This is a genomic window from Mesorhizobium sp. L2C066B000 (genome assembly GCF_000502335.1).
GTDB lineage: Bacteria > Pseudomonadota > Alphaproteobacteria > Rhizobiales > Rhizobiaceae > Mesorhizobium.
The window spans coordinates 15,709-34,140 of sequence record NZ_AYWZ01000017.1 but is presented as its reverse complement, the minus strand read 5'-3'; the positions used below and the strand labels follow the sequence as shown (position 1 = coordinate 34,140).

Here is an 18,432-nt window from a genome sequence, read left to right as displayed (position 1 = left end):
TTGCTGCCTGAAGAGATTCCATGACTTATTGCGTCGGCCTCAAGATCGATCGTGGGCTCGTGTTCATGTCGGACACGCGCACCAATGCAGGGATGGATTCGATCTCCACTTTCAAGAAGATGCATGTCTGGGAAGAGCCAGGCGAGCGCGTCATCGTACTGATGTCGGCCGGCAATCTGGCCACGACTCAGGCCGTGGTCAGCCTGCTCGACGAGCGCACCAAGGCGGTGGCGGAACGCCACGCGACGCTGCTCGAGACCCCATCCATGTACCAGACGGTGCGGCTGGTCGGCGACACCGTCAAGGAAGTCATCGCCAGCTCGTCGCCTGCCGGCGAAAAGGCGGATTCCTATTTCAACGCCTCCTTCATCCTCGGCGGCCAGATCAAGGGCAGCCCGCCACGGCTGTTCATGATCTATCCCGAGGGCAATTTCATCGAATCGACCGACGACACGCCGTTCTTCCAGATCGGCGAGACCAAATACGGCAAGCCGATCATCATCCGTGCCTATGAAAGGACGATGAGCCTGGCTGAAACGGTCAAGCTCTTGCTGGTATCGTTCGATTCGACGCTGAAATCGAACCTGTCCGTCGGCCTGCCTCTCGACCTGCTGTTCCTGGAGGAGGACACGTTCACGGTGGGTTTGAAAAAGCGCATCGGCCAGGACGATCGATATTATCGTGCTATTTCCGAAGGCTGGTCGAACGCGTTGAAGACGGCCTTTGCCAGCCTGCCGGATTTTCCGGGGTAGCGCGGGAACCTTCGTCGCGGTTGCCTGTCTCTATTTAACATGTTAATCAAAATTCAAACGGCTGGCTGATCGGCGCGTCGGGAGGATCCATGGACAACGAGCAATTCCGCGACTGGTCGAGGCGCGCCGCCGACTGGGGCGCTGATTACCGCGCCGGCCTTCGCGATCGGCCCGTGCGACCTGCCATAGCGCCGGGCGAGATCTTCAGGAGCATCGAAGCTTCTCCGCCGGAGGCCGCGGAATCGATGGAGACGATCTTCGCCGATTTCGAAGCCAAGATCGTGCCCGGCATGACGCATTGGCAGCATCCGCGTTTCTTTGCTTATTTCCCGGCCAATGCAGCACCCGTCTCGGTGGTTGCCGAATATCTGGTCTCTGCGATGGCCGCGCAGTGCATGCTGTGGCAGACTTCGCCGGCGGCGACAGAGCTTGAGACGCGCATCGTCGACTGGATGCGCCAGGCGCTCGGCCTGCCCGAAGGCTTTTCCGGCGTGATCCAGGACTCCGCATCATCGGCGACGCTGGCCGCCGTGTTGACCATGCGCGAGCGCACGCTCGACTGGCAGGGCAACAAGAAGGGTCTTTCCGGGCAGGGCAGGCTGCGCGTCTATTCCTCCGACCAGGTGCACACCTCGATCGACCGCGCCATCTGGGTCGCCGGCATTGGCGAGGAAAACCTCGTCCGCATTCCCGTCGCCGGCACCTACCGCGCCATGGATACCGCGGCTTTGGAAGCGGCGATTGTTGCCGACCGCGCGGCCGGCCTATTGCCGGCCGGCATCATCGCGTGCGTCGGCGGCACCAGCACCGGCGGCACCGACGACATCGCTGAAGTGGCCGCGGTGGCCAAACGCCAGGGGCTCTATCTGCATATCGACGCCGCCTGGGCCGGATCGGCGATGATCTGTCCGGAATACCGGCATTTCTGGACCGGTGTCGAGGGCGCGGACTCGATCGTCTTCAACCCGCACAAATGGCTGGGCGCGCAATTCGACTGCTCGATCCAGTTCGTCCGTCAGCCGGAGGATCTCGTGCGCACGCTGGCGATCAAGCCGGACTATCTGAAAACTCGCGGCCATGACGGCATCATCAACTACTCCGAATGGTCGGTGCCTCTCGGCCGTCGCTTCCGGGCGCTGAAGCTGTGGTTCCTGCTGCGCGCCCATGGCCTCGAGGCGCTGCGCACCATGATCCGCAATCACGTCGCCTGGAGCGAAGGCATAGCAGCGCGCCTGGCCGAGGAGGAGGATTTCGAGCTCGCCAGCCAGCCGATGCTGTCGCTGTTCTCGTTCCGGCATCGCGCCGCATCCGGCGCTGACTGCGACGAGCACAATCTGCGTCTGGTCGACGCCATCAACAATGACGGCCGTATCTACCTGACGCAGACGCGTGTCGATGGGCGGGTCGCCATCCGCTTCCAGGCAGGCCAGTTCGAGACAACCGCGGCCGATGTCGATACCGCCTTCACTGTCATCTGCGAGTGTGCAAGATCGCTGAGGGACTGACAGGGTAACAGGCCAGTCAGGTCCCAAACCGCGGTCGGTTCGGACGCAGCTTCATGCTCGCCCGGCAAACTCGCCGCTGTTGCACCCGCAACGTTGCCCGGCCAGCGCTACCCGCCTGCATCGATTTCGCCTTTGCAATTATCGACATTTCATTAGCCGGCGTCTCCCTTTTCATCGCTTTCGTTTTCAGCTACAAACAAGAAAAACGAAAACGGGAGGTTCTCAGTGTATTTGTCGCCGCGCCATGCCGAAATCATCCAGATGGCGAAGGATCATGGCCGTGTGCTGGTCGATGGCCTCGCCACGCATTTCGACGTGACGCCGCAGACCATCCGCAAGGACCTCAACGATCTCTGCGATCAGCGGTTGCTGACGCGCATTCATGGCGGGGCCTTGTTCCCGTCCGGCATCGAGAACATGGAGTATGAGGCGCGCCGCAAGATTGCCGCCGACGAGAAGGAGGCCATCGGCCGCGCGGCGGCTAGGCTGATCCCCGACAACGCATCTTTGTTCATCAATATCGGCACCACGACCGAGTCGGTCAGCAAGGCGCTGCTCGACCATGCCGGGCTGATGGTCATCACCAATAATATCAATGTTGCCAACAGGATGCGCATCTATCCTTCGATCGAGGTGGTAATCGCCGGCGGCGTCGTGCGCGGCTCCGACGGCGGCGTTGTCGGCGAGGCCGCGGTCGATTTCATCAGGCAGTTCAAGGTCGACTATGCGGTGATCGGCGCCTCGGCCATCGACCATGACGGCGCGTTGCTCGATTTCGACTTTCGCGAAGTGAAAGTGGCGCAAGCCATTATCGCCAATGCCAGGCATGTCATCCTGGTCTCCGACCAGACCAAGTTCGAACGCACCGCGCCGGTTCGCATCGGCCATCTCTCGCAAGTCAACACCTTCATCACCGACCGTTGCGACATCCCGTCGGTGCGTAAGATCTGCGAGGAAGCGGAGGTTCAATTAATCGAAACGTCGCTCGGCTAGGCTATCGATCACGGTCCCGTTACATTTCGTTTGACATTCGTTCTTATTTCGAAATAATCCCGATACGGTTTCGTAACAACTCAAAAATGCTGCAATGCGAAATCGCGGGAGGGATTTGTGGACGCAGTCCGTGACATCTTCGTCATCGGTGGCGGCATCAATGGCTGCGGCATCGCCCGCGACGCCGTTGGGCGGGGCTTTTCGGTATTTCTGGCCGAGATGAACGATCTTGCCAGCGGAACCTCCTCCGGCTCGACCAAGCTGATCCACGGCGGTCTGCGCTACCTCGAATTCTACGAGTTCCGGCTGGTGCGCGAGGCGCTGATGGAGCGCGAGGTTCTGTGGAAGAACGCGCCGCACATCATCTGGCCGATGCGCTTCGTGCTGCCCTATGCCAAGGGCCTGCGCCCGGCCTGGCTGATCCGGCTCGGCCTGTTCCTCTACGATCATATTGGTGGCCGCAAATTGCTGCCGGCGACCCGGACACTGGACATGTCCAAGGATCCGGCGGGCAAGCCGCTGAAGCCGCTGTTTCACAAGGCCTTCGAGTACTCGGACGGCTGGGTCAACGATGCCCGGCTGGTGGTGTTGAACGCGCGTGACGCCGCCGACCGCGGCGCCACCATCCGCACCCGCACGAAAGTCGTCGGGGCGCGGCGCGAAGGCGATCTATGGGCGATCCGCGTGGAAGACGTGCGGACGGGAGATGCCGACGAGGTCAAGGCCCGGCTGCTGGTCAATGCCGCCGGTCCATGGGTCGACCACGTCCTGTCGACCACCGTGGGCCAGAACGACGTGCACAATGTGCGCCTGGTGCAGGGCAGTCATATCGTCATCAAAAAGAAATTCGATGATCCGCGCGCCTACTTCTTCCAGAACAAGGACGGGCGCATCATCTTCGCCATCCCTTACGAGGAAGAATTTACGCTGATCGGCACCACCGATCGCGACTATCCCGGCGATCCGCATGACGTGAAGATCAGCGACACCGAGATCGACTATCTCTGCGCGGCGGCGAGCGAATATTTTGCTGAAGCCGTGACGCGCCCCGACATCGTCTGGACCTATTCGGCCGTGCGCCCGCTCTACGACGACGGCGCTTCGAAGGCGCAGGAAGCGACCCGCGACTATGTGTTGAAAGCCGATGGCGGCGAGGGCAAGGCGCCGATCGTCAACGCTTTCGGCGGCAAGATCACCACCTACCGCCGGTTGTCGGAATCGATGCTGGAAAAGGTCGAAGGTTTTCTCGGCAAGCGCGGCAAGCCGTGGACGGCGAACGCGCCCTTGCCGGGCGGCGATTTCCCGGCCACCGGTTTCGACGTCCAGGTGGCGAAGCTGAAGAGCGCCTTTCCTTTCCTCGACCAGCGCCTGGCGCGTCGGTTGACCAGGCTTTACGGCACGCGCGCGCAAGTGCTGCTCGGCCTCGCCAAGTCGAACGCCGATCTCGGCCGCAATTTCGGCGCCGATCTCTATGAGGCCGAGGTACGCTACCTCAGCGAAAACGAATGGGCGCTGACCGCCGAAGATGTATTGTGGCGTCGCACCAAGCGCGGTCTGCATCTCAGCCGCGAACAGGCCTCGGCGCTTGACGAATTCATGCGCGGCATCAGCCGGCGCCATGTCGCGGCAGCGGAATAGGGAAGGCGATTGATGCACAAAGCCTGGGAGGAGGCATCATGCTGGAACTGAGAAACGTGACGAAGATGGTCGGCGCGGTGGAGCATATCCGCGACGTGTCGCTGACGCTTCAGCACGGCTCGCTCAACGTTTTGCTCGGGCCGACACTGTCGGGCAAGACCAGCCTGATGCGGCTGATGGCCGGACTCGACGTGCCGACCACCGGTTCAGTCTGGTTCGACGGCCAGAATGTCACCGGCATGCCGGTGCAGCAGCGCAAGATCGCCATGGTCTATCAGCAGTTCATCAACTACCCCGCGATGACCGTCTACGAGAACATCGCCTCGCCATTGCGCGTCGCCGGCACCGACCAGGCCAAGATCGACAAGGAAGTCCGCAACGCGGCAGGGCTTTTGAAGCTCACACCCTATCTCGACCGCACGCCGCTCAGCCTGTCCGGCGGCCAGCAGCAGCGTACGGCGCTGGCTCGCGCCATCGTCAAGAATGCCAGCCTGGTGCTGCTCGACGAGCCGCTCGCCAATCTCGACTACAAATTGCGCGAGGAGCTGCGCGCCGAACTGCCCAAGATATTTGCCGCCGCCGGCACTATTTTCGTCTACGCCACGACCGAGCCGCATGAAGCCTTGCTGCTCGGCGGCAATACGGCGACGCTGTCCGAGGGGCGGATCACCCAATTCGGGCCGACCATCGACGTCTTCCGCAAGCCGATCGACCTGGTGACGGCGAAAACCTTTGCCGATCCGCCGCTCAACACCATCGTGCTGGCCAAGAAGGGCCCGGATTTCCTGCTCGAGGGCGGCGTCAAGCTGCCGGTGCCGGCCGAACTCGCCGGCATTGCCGACGCCAATTACACGATCGGCTTTCAGCCGCATCATCTGTCGCTGGAGCGGCCCAACGCTGCCGCGGTGCCGGTGCGCGCCAAGGTGACGATCACCGAGATCACCGGCTCGGAAAGCTTCATCCACCTCGATTTTGCCGATGCGCGTTGGGTCATGCTGACCCACGGCATCCGCGATTTCGAGCCGGACGCCGAGATCGAGGTGTTTATCGATCCGCGCCACATCATGGTCTTCGACAGCAACGGCAGCGCCGTCGCCGCGCCGAAGCTTGCGGCCTGAGGAGGGAAGAGATGGCGCGCATCGACGTCAACCATGTCAGGCACTCCTACCTGCCCAACCCGCAGAAGGATGCCGATTTTGCGCTGAGGGAAGTGCACCACACATTCGAGGATGGCGGCGCCTACGCGCTGCTGGGGCCTTCGGGTTGCGGCAAGACCACGCTGCTCAACATCATTTCGGGACTTCTGCACCCCTCGCACGGTGAGTTGCTGTTCAACGGCAAGGACGTCACCAATCTGTCGACGCAGGAGCGCAACATCGCGCAGGTGTTCCAGTTCCCGGTCATCTACGACACCATGACCGTTTACGACAATCTTGCCTTCCCGCTGCGCAATCGCGGCGTGCCGGAGGCCGATGTCGACCGTAAGGTGCGCGAGACGCTGGAGATGATCGACCTGGCGTCGTGGGCGAAGAAGAAGGCGAGGGGCCTGACCGCCGACCAGAAGCAGAAGATCTCGCTCGGCCGCGGCCTGGTGCGCTCGGATGTCAATGCCATCCTGTTCGACGAACCGCTGACGGTTATCGATCCGCACATGAAGTGGGTGCTGCGCTCGCAATTGAAGCAACTGCACCGCCGCTTCGGCTACACGATGGTCTATGTGACCCATGACCAGACCGAGGCGCTGACTTTCGCCGACCAGGTCGTCGTCATGTATGATGGCGGCATCGTCCAGATCGGCACGCCGGCTGAATTGTTCGAGCGCCCGCGCCACACATTCGTCGGTTACTTCATCGGCTCGCCCGGCATGAACGTCATGCCGGTGGCGATCGACGGCAAGACCGCGACCATTGGCAGCCAGCGCATCGAGCTGCCCGGCGCGCCAAAGACCGCCGCTGGGAGCTCCGGCGCCATCGAACTCGGCATCCGCCCCGAATATGTCAGGCTCGGCCGTGACGGCATGGCGGTTAAAATCAGCAAGGTCGAGGATCTCGGCCGCCACAAGGTGGTGCGCGCCAGCCTCGAAGGCCGCGAGATCGCTGCCGTCATCGGCGAGGACGAGAGCGTGCCGGCCGACCCAAAGGTTCGCTTCGATCCGGCCGGCATCAACATCTATGCCGATTCCTGGCTGGTTGAGATGGGGCGTGTCGAGATGGGGGCATAGATGGAAAAGACCTGGAACAACAAGGCCTGGTTCCTGGTGCTGCCGGTGCTGGTGCTGGTGGCGTTCTCGGCCGTCATTCCGCTGATGACGGTCGTCAACTATTCGGTGCAGGACACCTTCGGCAACAACGTCTTCTTCTGGGCAGGCACCCAGTGGTTCGAGGAACTGCTGTCGTCCAGCCGCTTCTGGGAAGCGATGGTGCGCAACCTGATCTTCTCCTTCATCATTCTGGCCATCGAAGTGCCGCTCGGCATATTCATCGCGCTCAACATGCCGAAGAAGGGCTGGGGCGTGCCGGTCTGCCTGGTGCTTATGTCGTTGCCGCTGCTCATTCCGTGGAACGTCGTCGGCACCATCTGGCAGGTCTTCGGCCGCAACGACATCGGCCTGCTCGGCTACTACGTCAACGCGCTCGGCATCGACTACAATTACGTGCAGGATCCGTTCGACGCCTGGGTCACCATCATCATCATGGACGTCTGGCACTGGACCAGCCTTGTCGTGCTGCTCTGCTATGCCGGCCTGGTTTCGATCCCGGATGCCTTCTACCAGGCGGCTAAGATCGACGGCGCCTCGCGCTGGGCGGTGTTCCGCTACATCCAGCTGCCGAAAATGCAGCGTGTGCTTTTGATCGCCGTGCTGTTGCGCTTCATGGATAGCTTCATGATCTACACCGAGCCCTTCGTCGTCACCGGCGGCGGCCCCGGCAACTCGACGACCTTCCTGTCGATCGACCTCGTCAAGACCGCGCTCGGCCAGTTCGACCTCGGTCCGGCGGCCGCCATGTCGCTGGTCTACTTCCTGATCATCCTGTTGTTGTCATGGGTGTTCTACACCGTGATGACCAACTACGACGCGGAGCGCTGAGATGGCCGGCGCCAACGAAAGAGCCGACAGAGTGAGCGAAACCACAGCTTCGGGAAAATTGGCGAGCACGCTTTCGCAGGATCAGGTCGCCCGGCTGATGCGCAAGCGCGGCGAGGAATCGCGCTGGTGGTGGATCGTGCCGACGATCTACATCATCGTGCTTCTGCTGCCGATCTACTGGCTCATCAATATGAGCTTCAAGACCAATGCCGAGATCGTCTCCTCGCTGACGCTCTATCCGCATCAGCCTACGATCGCCAACTACCTTACTATCTTCACCGATGCGTCCTGGTATTCGGGCTACATCAACTCGATCACCTATGTTGTCATGAACATGGTGATTTCCGTGGCTGCGGCGCTGCCGGCGGCCTACGCCTTTTCGCGCTACCGCTTCCTCGGCGACAAGCATCTGTTCTTCTGGCTGTTGACCAACCGCATGGCACCGCCGGCAGTGTTCGCGCTGCCGTTCTTCCAGCTCTATTCGGCCTTCGGCCTGATCGACACCCACATCGCTGTGGCGCTGGCGCACTGCCTGTTCAACGTGCCGCTGGCGGTGTGGATCCTCGAAGGCTTCATGTCGGGCGTGCCCAAAGAGATCGACGAAACAGCCTATATCGACGGCTACTCCTTCCCGCGCTTCTTCGTCAGGATATTCATGCCGCTGATCGCCAGTGGCATCGGTGTCGCCTGCTTCTTCTGCTTCATGTTCTCATGGGTCGAACTTTTGATCGCCCGCACGCTGACCACCACTGACGCCAAGCCCATCGCCGCCACCATGACCCGCACCGTTTCGGCCGCCGGCATGGATTGGGGCCTGCTCGCCGCCGCCGGCGTGCTGACGCTGATCCCCGGCGCGCTCGTCATCTGGTTTGTCCGCAACTACATCGCCAAGGGCTTCGCCCTGGGGAGGGTGTGATGAAACAAAAGCACGGGTTCATCCTCACCACCACCGCCAATGGCTTTGCCCTGGGGAGGGTGTCACCATGAATCTCGACCTCACCTGGATGGCGTGGACGTGGCCGACGGCGGCGTTCTTCGGCACCATTCTTCTGCTGCTGTGCGGCATGGCGTTTTGGGAATTTGCCTCGCCGGGCGGCAATCCGCGCGTCGGCGTCCTGCGCTTCGAGACGACGCGCGGCGACCGTCTTTTTCTGTCGCTGCTTGGCAGCGCCTTTATCCATCTCGCTTGGCTGGGTCTTGTCGGATCCAACCTGTGGTGGGCTCTCGCTCTCTCCGTGGTCTACGCCGTCGGCGTGTTCCGCTACGTATAGAGGGGGAAACTGTTGGATCGACCGCGTGCCGGCGGCCGTTCCAGATCGCACTTGAAACCTAAATGTGGAGGAAACCTATGCGACGGCAATTTTTAACATCAACAACTGCCCTTGTCCTGTTGCTCGGGGTAGGCAACGCCTACGCCGGAATGGATGAGGCCAAGGCGTTTCTGGACAAGGAAATCGGCCCGCTGTCGACGCTCGACCGCGCCGGCCAGGAAGCAGAAATGCAGTGGTTCATCGATGCCGCGAAGCCTTTCGCCGGCATGGACATCAAGGTCGTGTCCGAAACCATCGCCACCCACCAGTATGAATCGCAGGTGCTGGCGCCGGCCTTTACCGCCATCACTGGCATCAAGATCACGCATGACGTCATCCAGGAAGGCGACGTCGTCGAGAAGATCCAGACCCAGATGCAGACCGGCCAGAACCTTTATGACGGCTGGGTCAACGATTCCGACCTGATCGGCACCCACTGGCGCTACCAGCAGGTCCGCAACCTGACCGACTGGATGGCGGGCGAGGGCAAGGACGTTACCAATCCGAACCTCGACCTGAAGGATTTTATCGGCACCTCCTTCACCACCGCGCCGGACAAGAAGCTCTATCAGCTGCCCGACCAGCAGTTCGCCAACCTCTACTGGTTCCGTTACGACTGGTTCAACGACGAGAAGAACAAGGCCGACTTCAAGGCGAAATACGGCTACGACCTCGGCGTTCCCGTCAACTGGTCGGCCTATGAGGACATCGCCGAGTTCTTCACCGGCCGCGAGATCGACGGCAAGAAGGTCTATGGCCACATGGACTACGGCAAGAAGGACCCGTCGCTCGGCTGGCGGTTCACCGATGCCTGGCTGTCGATGGCCGGCAACGGCGACAAGGGCCTGCCGAACGGCCTGCCGGTCGACGAATGGGGCATCAAGGTCAACGAGAAATCACAGCCGGTCGGCTCCTGCACGGCGCGCGGCGGCGACACCAACGGCCCGGCTGCCGTCTACTCGATCCAGAAATACCTCGACTGGCTGAAGGCCTACGCTCCGGCCGAAGCCCAAGGCATGACCTTCTCCGAATCCGGCCCGGTGCCGGCACAGGGTGCGGTCGCGCAGCAGATATTCTGGTACACCGCCTTCACCGCTTCGATGGTCGACGCCGGCGCCAAGGCGGTGCTGAACGACGACGGAACGCCGAAGTGGCGCATGGCCCCGTCGCCGCATGGCGTCTACTGGAAGGACGGCATGAAGCTCGGCTATCAGGACGTGGGTTCCTGGACGCTGATGAAGTCGACGCCGACCGACCGGGCCAAGGCCGCCTGGCTCTACGCGCAGTTCGTGACCTCGAAGACGGTCGACGTGAAGAAGAGCCATGTCGGCTTGACCTTCATCCGCGAAAGCACGATCCACGACAAGAGCTTCACCGAACGTGCGCCGAAGCTCGGTGGTCTGATCGAGTTCTACCGCTCGCCGGCCCGCGTTCAGTGGTCGCCGACCGGCACCAACGTGCCCGATTATCCGAAGCTGGCACAGCTCTGGTGGCAGGCGATCGGCGATGCCTCGTCCGGCGCCAAGACGGCGCAGGAAGCCATGGACTCGCTCTGCGCCGAGCAGGAAAAAGTCATGACCCGCATCGAGAAGTCGGGCGTCCAGGGCGATATCGGCCCGAAGATGGCCGAAGAGCATGACCTCGCCTACTGGAACGCCGACGCGGTCAAGAACGGCAATCTCGCGCCTCAGCTGAAGATCGAGAACGAGAAGGAAAAGCCGATCACCATCAACTACGACGAACTGGTGAAGAGCTGGCAGAAGTAATCTTGGCGTACGCGCCAGGATCATAGTGAACGGGGAGGCGGCATCTTGCCGTCTCCCCTGTTTGTATAGGCGAGCTACCGGGAGGACTAATGACCGGATACATCCTTGCAATCGACCAGGGTACGACATCGACCAGGGCGATCCTGTTCGACGGCGCGATGAAGGTCGCCGGCAGCAAGCAGCAGGAATTCACGCAGCATTATCCTGCCTCCGGCTGGGTCGAGCATGATCCGGAAGAGATCTGGGCAAGCGTCGTCGCGACGGTCAAAGGCGCGCTGAAGGCCGCCGGCCGCGAGGCCTCGGATGTGGCGGCGATCGGCATCACCAACCAGCGCGAAACCGTCGTCATCTGGGACAAGGCGACCGGCAAGCCGATCCACAATGCCATCGTCTGGCAGGACCGCCGCACCGCGCCGCTGTGCCAGAAGCTGAAAAAACACGGCCTGGAGAAAAAGTTCACCAAAAAGACCGGCCTGCTGCTCGATCCCTATTTCTCCGGCACCAAGATCGCCTGGATGCTGGACAAGGTAAACGGTGCGAGAAAGCGCGCCGAAAAGGGCGAACTGCTCGCCGGCACTATCGACAGTTTTTTGATCTGGCGGCTGACCGGCGGCAAGGTGCATGCGACGGATGCCACCAACGCCTCGCGCACGCTGGTCTATAACATCGAGAAAAATGTCTGGGACGACGAGCTGCTCTCCATCCTGCGCATCCCGGTGGCGATGCTGCCTGAGGTCAAGGATTGCGCCGACGACTACGGCGTGACGGAAAAAAGCCTGTTTGGCGCCGAAATCAAAATCCTTGGCGTGGCCGGCGATCAGCACGCAGCGACCATCGGCCAGGCCTGTTTCGAGCCAGGCATGATGAAATCGACCTATGGCACCGGCTGCTTTGCGCTGCTCAACACCGGCGCCGATCTGGTGCGCTCGAAGAACCGGCTGTTGACCACCATCGCCTATCGGCTGAACGGCAAGACTACCTATGCCTTGGAAGGCTCGATCTTCATCGCGGGTGCCGCCGTGCAATGGCTGCGCGACGGCATCAAGGTGATCGGCAAGGCCGAGCATAGCGGCGTTTTGGCGGCAACCGCCGACCCCACGCAGAACGTCTATCTGGTGCCGGCTTTCGTCGGTCTCGGCGCGCCGCATTGGGACGCCGAGGCGCGTGGCGCGATCTTCGGGCTGACCCGCAACTCTGGCCCGGCGGAGTTCGCCCGCGCGGCGCTGGAATCCGTCGCCTACCAGACGCGCGATCTCCTCGACGCCATGCGCAAGGACTGGAAGGGGGCGTCGGCCAAAACCGTGCTTCGCGTCGACGGCGGCATGGTGGCCTCCGACTGGACCATGCAGCGGCTGGCCGATATCCTCGATGCGCCGGTCGATCGCCCGACCATTCTGGAGACGACGGCGCTGGGTGCGGCGTGGCTTGCCGGCTCGAAAGCAGGCGTGTGGCCGAAGGCGAAGGATTTTGCCAAGAGCTGGGCGCTCGAGCGCCGCTTCAAGCCGGACATGGATGCCGACACCCGCTCGGCAAAACTGGCGGGTTGGCGCGACGCGGTGCGCCGGACATTGAGCGCGTCCTGATTTCGCACTTAAGACCAAGTCCGCGAAAAGACGAAGCCCGCGCCCATTGCCGGCGCAGGCTCCGTCCTACCCTAACTTCGCCCTAACACATCAATAGGGCGAATTACACTGCCGCCGAGGGCCGTAGTTGGGCTGGAATGTGTTGTCCGAGGCGCGGTAGGAGCGATAGCGGTCGTAGCACCACTGCACATGCGCATCGCCGCCGTAGACGCGGTTGTTCTTGCTGTTGACGATCGCACCGGTGATCAAGGCGCCGGTGGCGAAGGCAGCCAGCGGGAACCAGTAGTCGCCGTGACGGCGATAGCCGCGGTGATATTCGCGATAGCCGCGATGGCCATTCCAATAGCTGCCGCCATCATTGTTGCGCGAGAACTGGCGGCCTACGCGGAAATCGCGATTGCCGGAATTGCGGTTGCCGTGGCGCATCCACCGCCAGTTGTCATGACGAGAATCGCCCACATTCACGATGTCGGACGAAGTTGCTGATGACTGGGGCACGAACATCTGGGCGGCATTGGCCGGCATAGCGGCGGCCGCGGCAAACGAAATTGACAGGGTGGTCGCCAGTAGACCCGTTGCGATCTTGTTCATGATCTTCTCCTTGAAGGGTGGTTGACGTCCCTTGTGAGACGAAAACGGCCCGCTCGTGCGATGGTTCCCACCAAAACAGTAAGTTGCTGATTTGTAATGTTTCTCGAATTCGGCGCGTGAGAAAAGGCGCGTCTCGCGCGCCAACAGATCGAAGCGGCGACCACGTTGCGGGAGCGGCTCACCGGGCTGGTGACGACGCAATTTGCGGCGCGTCTGGCGATGGCTGAAACCCCGGTCGAAGGGCCATCTTTTTCCGGTTGACCGGTCGCGGCACTCTCCCTATGTTCCGCGCAATTTCGAGGGCGGCCTTTAGAGCCCGCGGGAGCGCGTAGCTCAGCCGGTAGAGCAACTGACTTTTAATCAGTAGGTCATGGGTTCGAGCCCCATCGCGCTCACCAAAGTTTCACGTGTAACATCAATATCTTACCGGTTTTGCGTCTGGAACAGATGCGGAACCGTGCGACTTTTTGCGACCCGTGCGACTTCGAAAAGTCGCACGGGCGTTCTGCGCCTGTTCCGCCGATTCTAGGCGGCCATGCGTAGCAGTCGTGACACGTCGCGGTGAGCGGCCGCGATCTTGTCATGGGCAATATAGCAAAGGCTGGTCGCGGAATGCCGCATCAGCTCGTGCTGGTGGTCATCAACGTTCTCGGAAATGAAGATCAACGCGGTTAGCAAACTGTCGATCTCGGCTAGCTCCTGGTCTATGCGGTTCAGCGGGTCTTCCTCCATTATGGCGTTTTCTCCTGTGCAATTATCCCAGCCGTCTTAGGGGCGGCCTGACCTAAAACACGTCCGCACGATGGCGGGGTCAATCAGCCAGCCAGCTTTAGGAAATATCGTCGCGCGACGGTGTGGATTGCGGGGACAGGAATCCCCCAGTTAATGGTATGTTTATACCATCGCGCGGGACGATTTCAGAGCCTTAAGCTTTCGGCCATAAGAGCGGGCAATGCCCGATCAGACCGAACCGCCGAGTTTCCATGTCCGCTTGTCCGCCACGCTGCGCAAACGGCTGAAGGTTGCCGCCGCCGAGAATGGCCGCAGCCTCAATCAGGAGCTGGTCACCAGGCTGGAACAGTCGTTCGAACTGAGCGACAGCGAGCGCGCCACGCTGCAGGCGCTGCTGGCCAAGGCCCAGTCGGTTCTGGACCTCAGCTAGGCGCGCCGGCCGAAGATGATGAAGCGGTTGTGGTCGCCATTGCCGCAACTGGTGCAGCGCAGCCGGCGATCGACAAACCGGAGATCCTCGGCCGGTCCCCAGCGGCGCTCGATCATCGAGCGGTTGACCGGGCCTTTGTGCGCGCAAGCAAGGCAGGCGCCGCCCAGGATGTATTCCGGCGGAATGTCGCGGAACTGGATGGCGTAATAGGATTTGCCGGGCACGACAGCGAACAGGACCATGTTCCTATTCTGTTCCGTTGCCTCGAGTCGTCAAGCCTTAGTCCGGAATATCCCGTGGCGGCGCCTGATCGCGGTGTGGCGCCGGCTCCCAGCCGGTGACGGCCTCGATGCCGATCGTCACGCGCGCTGGCAGGTCGACGGTGATCTTGCGATCGTCCTCGTCGATGCGCAGCACGGTGCCGGTCAGGTCCAGCTTGCCGCCGGGCTTGACCTTCTTCGGCGGCCGCACCGAGTGCGGAAAGCCATAGTAGGGGATGCTGACGCTGGCACGGCCGTCATCGAGCAGCTTGAGAACGGTGACGGTGACCGTCACTTCATCGCCTACCGCAATGTCTGCAATATCCCACGCCATCCCTTGAGAATGGCGCGGGCGCAGCCGGCGTCAAGATGGGAGTGAGGCCGCCCGGTCAAATCTGCGCACAGCTTCGATAGCTGCTGCAGCTTCGTCGAAAAGTTGTTCCTTGGCGTGCTTGCCCATGGTGATGCGATGTTCATAGGGCGGCCCGCCATTCTGCTCATCGGCTTGCGCGATCGCCCTTGCAACCATTTCTAAGAGGCTGTCGTGGCTCATAGCCCGAACTCCGTTTCGCCGCCGGCCTCGTACCAGCTGACCATCTTCTTGATTGCCGCGTCGGCCATTTCGGGATGCACCGCCAGATAGTGCTTCAAGACCCGCGTGGCGCTCGACAGGCTGTGGCCGGTGATGGCGCAGATTTCGGGAATGGTGCAGCCGGCCAGCGCCAGCCAGGTCACCGCCGTGTCACGCAGATCGGGCTCCTGAAAGTCGGCCAGCGTCGGGCACGGCTTGATGATCCAGTCGACGCCATTGTCGGCGCGGACGCCGGCAACCGCGATGTCGCGCACCTTGGCGAAAACATGGCTGTAGTGCTGGCCTTCGAACGGTTGCCAGCGGCAGACGCCATAGCGCCTGTCGACATGCTCGTTGAGGATGACGCGCTTGAACCGGCGCTCGATCGCCGTCCGCTCGTCGGCCTCCGCGCCGAGCAGCGCTTCGGCCTTGGCGGCGCGGCGGCGCTCGACCGAGGCGGCAAGCCGGCGCTCAAGCTCCGGCGATTCCATCACCCACACGATGGCGCCGGTCTTGGACTGGCGGAAATGCCGGCGGCCTTTCTGCAGGCCGACGTCGACCAGGTCGAGCCGATCGCGCTGGCGCTGGCCGGTCCAGACGCCCAGCATGGTCATGTCGCCGCTCTCCGGCACGCCGATGTGGTCGGCGACCGCGACCAGCGTTTCAATCTCGGTGCGGGTGCCGAATCGGATGCGCGGCGGCGGCGTCGCCATCTGCAGATCCTGCGCCGGGTTGACGCCAAGGTTTTCGCGGAAGGTGAACTTGCCGCGCCGCTTGCCCCAGCCCAGCGCGATCGACAGCACGGCGATGGCTCCGCGTGCAGTGGAGATCCCGCGCGCGGCCACAAGCGCCTCATAGAGCCCGAACAGCACCGGCTGCGACAGCGCGTCGACCGGCGAGGCGTAGAGCGAGGGGTCATAGTCCTCGATCACGCGCGCCTTCTGCCGATAGTCCTTGATGGTTTTCGGCGCATATATGTTGCGCGCCGCGATCTGGCGCTGGCGCTCGGCCTGGTCGGCCGGCATCTGGAATTTCAGCGAGGCAAACCAGTCTTCGAACAGCTGGCCGACGCTGTAGAGTTTTCCGCGCGCCGGCGTCGGCGCTGCCTTGGCAGGAGCCGCCGCCTTGGCTTCCTTCACCAGCTGCTTGCAGAAGGCGTCCGACCAGTCGATGGCCTCGCCGCGGCTGAACCAGGCGCCGTCCTCGTGGCGCAAATCCTTGCCGGCATGGCCGGCGTCGCGCAGCTGGCGGCCAGGCTGGAAGCGCGGGCGGCCGTCGCGCCATGAGACGTGCTTGATTGAGGCTGGCTTGCGCATCGGTGTGGCTCCCGTTTCGCGCGCGAGGGTGAATCGCGCGGGGTGAAATGTCAAAGGCGAGGATCGGCTCCAGCAAAGTAGTCAGGCCGCCGCGCCAGTTCATCCTGCTCGAACATGTCGGCAAAAAGCGGCACTTTCTTTTCGAGCCGCTTGCGCATGTTGCGCCGGCGGGCCTTCGCTTTAGCCTCGGGGCTCCATCGGCGGATCGGTTGCTGTGTGACCAATTCCCAGCCGATGCTGTAGCCGCCGCCTGCCACCCAAAGTTCCAAGACTTCCGGTGGGCACGGTGTGCCGCGCGGCACTAGCATAGCCCTCAAGACGCGAGGCCCGGGGCACGGCTTGGAATGGTTGCGCCATGCCAGCGACCAGCGTGCCATGTCAGTCGTCACTGTTCTCTCCGGTAAAAAAAGCCGAGGTGCCATTCGCGGCAACCCCGGCCAGCTGCGCCTACGCCAGAAACGGAACGCGGCGATGAAGTGCCCGGCAGGTACGCGAGCGACGGCTCATCCTGTCGGGTGGGCGAAGGCGCGAGGTCAAAGCGCGATCGACCAGAAAGTTGCCCGGCAGAATGAGAGGGGGACTGTCTCATTCTGCCGGGCTGACCAGCCGCCAACGCGGGGGCGGCAAACGGCTGGTCAATCTGCTTGTGGTTGCAGCGCCCTGCGGGCGGCGACCATGATGGCGGCGGCGAACAGCCCGCCGCAGGTGAAGCCGGCGAGAAAGCCGATGACGGTTGCGCCGATTTCAGCGGTCATGGTGCCTCCTTTGGGGATGATGCTCGTAGCGAACCTCGAAGCCGCTGCGCACCGGCTGCGGCCGCCAGTAGGCCAGCGAGACGGCGCAGCCAAGCAGGAAGGCGATCGAGCCGCCGGCGCCGAGCATGAGCAGGAACGTCATGCTGCCTTCCTCTTTCTGGCGTCCGCCACCGAAAGCGTGTTCAAACCGACACCGGTGACTTCCAGGCGGGTCTTGCCGAAATAATCGCGGTGCATGATCAGCTTCATGGCCGCCAGCGTGGTAGCCATATCGAGGGTGAGGCGCGGCGAACCGGGGCCGCGCCAGCCGTTCTTGCAGCGGATCATCCTGTTGTCGCGGACGGTGCGAAGGGCGGCGAGCTGCGCCGTGGTCAGTTCGCGCGGGTCGACCTGTGAGGCCGACGCGATCAGGGCAATGGTCATGGTGTTGCTCCGTAGCGTTCCAGAAGGGCCTTGGCGGCGGCGCTGATGGCGTCGACCTGCCCTTCGTTCTGGTTGGCGGGCAGAAGCGCGGGCAGCTGCCCGGCCGAACGCAGCCACACTTCGACAGCCCGACGCGGCCAGACATCGCCGGTGGGAATTTTGCGCGGGAAACCTTCACGCTGGTGAAGCTTCAGCCAGTTGCGCTTCAGCCAAGGGGCGGGCCGCCCGATCGCCTGGGCGACCTCGTCTAAACCAGCTGTTTCATCGGAGAGCATGTGCAAAGCCCGCGTGTTGAGTCGCGGTATGTATCCCGCATTAATGCGGTATCGTCAATCATGTGCCGTAGAATTGTACGTCAAGCGCCGCAGCAGTCGTGCTGGCAAGCGCGGCGAGTCCGGCGGACAATGCGGCAATGCGAGACGTGTTGGACGTGCTTCTGGGGTTTGTCGCCTGGTGGGTGCCGGTTGTCTATTTCGCCGGCGCCGGCGTCATCACGTACAAGGTTGCCGGCAACAATGAGCGCACGCGCAACTGGATGGTCGGTCTGTTCATCGCCGTGTTTGTTCTGGCGGTGCTGTGGCTGACCGGATGGCACGGCTCGCTGGACGAGCCGTGATAATGTGCGCGCATCCTGTCAAGTGCTGAGCGCGCGCCGGTGCGCGCACCCTGTCAAGTGCTGCTTGGGAAAAGGTGCGCGCACCCTGTCAAGTGCCGGCGCG

At 62.5% G+C, this 18,432-nt stretch carries 23 protein-coding genes and 1 tRNA gene; 14 read left to right on the top strand and 10 right to left on the bottom strand.

Translation table 11 applies throughout. From position 1 onward, the window contains the following. Positions 1-20 precede the first annotated feature (20 nt). From X733_RS140610 to glpK, 11 genes are all read left to right on the top strand, one after another. Complete coding sequence (locus X733_RS140610) at positions 21-752, top strand: peptidase (protein ID WP_023684646.1); 732 nt, start codon at positions 21-23, stop codon at positions 750-752. Between the two features lie 89 nt (positions 753-841). After that, complete coding sequence (locus tag X733_RS140615) at positions 842-2,257, top strand: pyridoxal-dependent decarboxylase (protein WP_023819859.1); 1,416 nt, start codon at positions 842-844, stop codon at positions 2,255-2,257. Between the two features lie 225 nt (positions 2,258-2,482). Further along, the gene (locus X733_RS140620; protein ID WP_023819858.1) at positions 2,483-3,250 is read left to right on the top strand and encodes a DeoR/GlpR family DNA-binding transcription regulator; all 768 of its coding nucleotides are present in this window, start codon (positions 2,483-2,485) and stop codon (positions 3,248-3,250) included. Positions 3,251-3,367: 117 nt separating this feature from the next. Further along, a complete protein-coding gene (gene glpD, locus X733_RS140625; protein ID WP_023819857.1) occupies positions 3,368-4,888 on the top strand; it encodes a glycerol-3-phosphate dehydrogenase in 1,521 nt (506 codons plus the stop codon). 38 nt (positions 4,889-4,926) lie between these two features. Further along, on the top strand, positions 4,927-6,006 hold the full coding sequence (locus tag X733_RS140630) for an ABC transporter ATP-binding protein (RefSeq protein WP_023684650.1): 1,080 nt from the start codon (positions 4,927-4,929) through the stop codon (positions 6,004-6,006). A gap of 11 nt (positions 6,007-6,017) precedes the next feature. Further along, positions 6,018-7,109 (top strand): ABC transporter ATP-binding protein, encoded by a 1,092-nt coding sequence (locus X733_RS140635; RefSeq protein WP_023730147.1) that lies wholly within the window; start codon positions 6,018-6,020, stop codon positions 7,107-7,109. Next, a complete protein-coding gene (locus X733_RS140640) occupies positions 7,110-7,976 on the top strand; it encodes a sugar ABC transporter permease (RefSeq protein ID WP_023670975.1) in 867 nt (288 codons plus the stop codon). It begins immediately after the preceding gene. Position 7,977: 1 nt separating this feature from the next. After that, on the top strand, positions 7,978-8,892 hold the full coding sequence (locus tag X733_RS140645; RefSeq protein WP_023742485.1) for a carbohydrate ABC transporter permease: 915 nt from the start codon (positions 7,978-7,980) through the stop codon (positions 8,890-8,892). Between the two features lie 67 nt (positions 8,893-8,959). Continuing rightward, complete coding sequence (locus X733_RS140650; RefSeq protein WP_023693410.1) at positions 8,960-9,247, top strand: DUF2160 domain-containing protein; 288 nt, start codon at positions 8,960-8,962, stop codon at positions 9,245-9,247. 77 nt (positions 9,248-9,324) lie between these two features. Then, on the top strand, positions 9,325-11,052 hold the full coding sequence (locus tag X733_RS140655) for an ABC transporter substrate-binding protein (RefSeq protein ID WP_023670978.1): 1,728 nt from the start codon (positions 9,325-9,327) through the stop codon (positions 11,050-11,052). Between the two features lie 89 nt (positions 11,053-11,141). Beyond that, positions 11,142-12,635 (top strand): glycerol kinase GlpK, encoded by a 1,494-nt coding sequence (glpK, locus tag X733_RS140660; RefSeq protein ID WP_023819856.1) that lies wholly within the window; start codon positions 11,142-11,144, stop codon positions 12,633-12,635. Positions 12,636-12,725: 90 nt separating this feature from the next. On the opposite strand, the gene X733_RS140665 is transcribed toward glpK, so the two are convergent. Then, positions 12,726-13,226 (bottom strand): BA14K family protein, encoded by a 501-nt coding sequence (locus X733_RS140665; RefSeq protein WP_023819855.1) that lies wholly within the window; start codon positions 13,224-13,226, stop codon positions 12,726-12,728. A 322-nt stretch (positions 13,227-13,548) separates the two neighbouring features. Here X733_RS140665 and X733_RS140670 point away from each other — a divergent pair. After that, positions 13,549-13,624 (top strand) — tRNA-Lys (locus tag X733_RS140670). Between the two features lie 127 nt (positions 13,625-13,751). On the opposite strand, the gene X733_RS140675 is transcribed toward X733_RS140670, so the two are convergent. Further along, positions 13,752-13,958, bottom strand: a complete 207-nt coding sequence (locus tag X733_RS140675) for a hypothetical protein (RefSeq protein WP_023739971.1) — start codon at positions 13,956-13,958, stop codon at positions 13,752-13,754. Between the two features lie 220 nt (positions 13,959-14,178). On the opposite strand from X733_RS140675, the gene X733_RS140680 reads away from it, so the two are divergent. Beyond that, the gene (locus tag X733_RS140680) at positions 14,179-14,388 is read left to right on the top strand and encodes an Arc family DNA-binding protein (RefSeq protein ID WP_023819854.1); all 210 of its coding nucleotides are present in this window, start codon (positions 14,179-14,181) and stop codon (positions 14,386-14,388) included. Here X733_RS140680 and X733_RS04285 read toward each other — a convergent pair. The 8 genes from X733_RS04285 to X733_RS140710 all read right to left on the bottom strand — a co-directional run bounded on the left by X733_RS04285 (position 14,385) and on the right by X733_RS140710 (position 17,988). Then, a complete protein-coding gene (locus X733_RS04285; protein ID WP_032911455.1) occupies positions 14,385-14,630 on the bottom strand; it encodes a hypothetical protein in 246 nt (81 codons plus the stop codon). The two genes, X733_RS140680 and X733_RS04285, sit on opposite strands and share 4 nt — an antisense overlap. Positions 14,631-14,667: 37 nt before the next feature. After that, the gene (locus tag X733_RS140685) at positions 14,668-14,943 is read right to left on the bottom strand and encodes a hypothetical protein (RefSeq protein ID WP_245274510.1); all 276 of its coding nucleotides are present in this window, start codon (positions 14,941-14,943) and stop codon (positions 14,668-14,670) included. A gap of 69 nt (positions 14,944-15,012) precedes the next feature. Beyond that, complete coding sequence (locus tag X733_RS140690) at positions 15,013-15,201, bottom strand: hypothetical protein (RefSeq protein ID WP_031193955.1); 189 nt, start codon at positions 15,199-15,201, stop codon at positions 15,013-15,015. After that, positions 15,198-16,535, bottom strand: coding sequence for a hypothetical protein (locus X733_RS140695; protein WP_023819850.1), 1,338 nt, complete (start codon positions 16,533-16,535; stop codon positions 15,198-15,200). The genes X733_RS140690 and X733_RS140695 overlap by 4 nt, the downstream gene beginning before the upstream one ends. A 50-nt stretch (positions 16,536-16,585) precedes the next feature. Next, on the bottom strand, positions 16,586-16,792 hold the full coding sequence (locus X733_RS1000000171005; protein ID WP_245274509.1) for a theronine dehydrogenase: 207 nt from the start codon (positions 16,790-16,792) through the stop codon (positions 16,586-16,588). Positions 16,793-17,279: 487 nt separating this feature from the next. After that, a complete protein-coding gene (locus tag X733_RS1000000169820) occupies positions 17,280-17,432 on the bottom strand; it encodes a hypothetical protein (protein WP_023819848.1) in 153 nt (50 codons plus the stop codon). After that, positions 17,429-17,713: a hypothetical protein gene (locus X733_RS140705; protein WP_023819847.1), complete on the bottom strand. Its 285-nt coding sequence runs from the start codon at positions 17,711-17,713 to the stop codon at positions 17,429-17,431. The genes X733_RS1000000169820 and X733_RS140705 overlap by 4 nt, the downstream gene beginning before the upstream one ends. Beyond that, the gene (locus X733_RS140710; RefSeq protein ID WP_023819846.1) at positions 17,710-17,988 is read right to left on the bottom strand and encodes a hypothetical protein; all 279 of its coding nucleotides are present in this window, start codon (positions 17,986-17,988) and stop codon (positions 17,710-17,712) included. Before X733_RS140710 ends, X733_RS140705 begins: the two co-directional genes overlap by 4 nt. 137 nt (positions 17,989-18,125) lie before the next feature. Between X733_RS140710 and X733_RS140715 the strand changes: the two genes are divergently transcribed. After that, positions 18,126-18,329: a hypothetical protein gene (locus X733_RS140715; protein WP_155924273.1), complete on the top strand. Its 204-nt coding sequence runs from the start codon at positions 18,126-18,128 to the stop codon at positions 18,327-18,329. The last annotated feature ends 103 nt before the right edge of the window (positions 18,330-18,432 follow it).

What these genes read in the sequence shown, in the direction of transcription:
- X733_RS140655 (WP_023670978.1), top strand. Translation starts at nt 9,325, where the DNA reads ATGCGACGGCAATTTTTAACATCAACAACTGCCCTTGTCCTGTTGCTC.
- X733_RS140690 (WP_031193955.1), bottom strand. Translation starts at nt 15,201, where the DNA reads ATGAGCCACGACAGCCTCTTAGAAATGGTTGCAAGGGCGATCGCGCAA.
- X733_RS140710 (WP_023819846.1), bottom strand. Translation starts at nt 17,988, where the DNA reads ATGCTCTCCGATGAAACAGCTGGTTTAGACGAGGTCGCCCAGGCGATC.
- X733_RS140615 (WP_023819859.1), top strand. Translation starts at nt 842, where the DNA reads ATGGACAACGAGCAATTCCGCGACTGGTCGAGGCGCGCCGCCGACTGG.
- X733_RS140680 (WP_023819854.1), top strand. Translation starts at nt 14,179, where the DNA reads ATGCCCGATCAGACCGAACCGCCGAGTTTCCATGTCCGCTTGTCCGCC.
- glpK (WP_023819856.1), top strand. Translation starts at nt 11,142, where the DNA reads ATGACCGGATACATCCTTGCAATCGACCAGGGTACGACATCGACCAGG.
- X733_RS140695 (WP_023819850.1), bottom strand. Translation starts at nt 16,535, where the DNA reads ATGCGCAAGCCAGCCTCAATCAAGCACGTCTCATGGCGCGACGGCCGC.
- X733_RS140610 (WP_023684646.1), top strand. Translation starts at nt 21, where the DNA reads ATGACTTATTGCGTCGGCCTCAAGATCGATCGTGGGCTCGTGTTCATG.
- X733_RS140675 (WP_023739971.1), bottom strand. Translation starts at nt 13,958, where the DNA reads ATGGAGGAAGACCCGCTGAACCGCATAGACCAGGAGCTAGCCGAGATC.
- X733_RS140650 (WP_023693410.1), top strand. Translation starts at nt 8,960, where the DNA reads ATGAATCTCGACCTCACCTGGATGGCGTGGACGTGGCCGACGGCGGCG.
- X733_RS140665 (WP_023819855.1), bottom strand. Translation starts at nt 13,226, where the DNA reads ATGAACAAGATCGCAACGGGTCTACTGGCGACCACCCTGTCAATTTCG.
- X733_RS140715 (WP_155924273.1), top strand. Translation starts at nt 18,126, where the DNA reads ATGCGAGACGTGTTGGACGTGCTTCTGGGGTTTGTCGCCTGGTGGGTG.
- X733_RS1000000169820 (WP_023819848.1), bottom strand. Translation starts at nt 17,432, where the DNA reads ATGACGTTCCTGCTCATGCTCGGCGCCGGCGGCTCGATCGCCTTCCTG.
- X733_RS140635 (WP_023730147.1), top strand. Translation starts at nt 6,018, where the DNA reads ATGGCGCGCATCGACGTCAACCATGTCAGGCACTCCTACCTGCCCAAC.
- X733_RS140645 (WP_023742485.1), top strand. Translation starts at nt 7,978, where the DNA reads ATGGCCGGCGCCAACGAAAGAGCCGACAGAGTGAGCGAAACCACAGCT.
- X733_RS140640 (WP_023670975.1), top strand. Translation starts at nt 7,110, where the DNA reads ATGGAAAAGACCTGGAACAACAAGGCCTGGTTCCTGGTGCTGCCGGTG.
- X733_RS140705 (WP_023819847.1), bottom strand. Translation starts at nt 17,713, where the DNA reads ATGACCATTGCCCTGATCGCGTCGGCCTCACAGGTCGACCCGCGCGAA.
- X733_RS04285 (WP_032911455.1), bottom strand. Translation starts at nt 14,630, where the DNA reads ATGGTCCTGTTCGCTGTCGTGCCCGGCAAATCCTATTACGCCATCCAG.
- X733_RS140630 (WP_023684650.1), top strand. Translation starts at nt 4,927, where the DNA reads ATGCTGGAACTGAGAAACGTGACGAAGATGGTCGGCGCGGTGGAGCAT.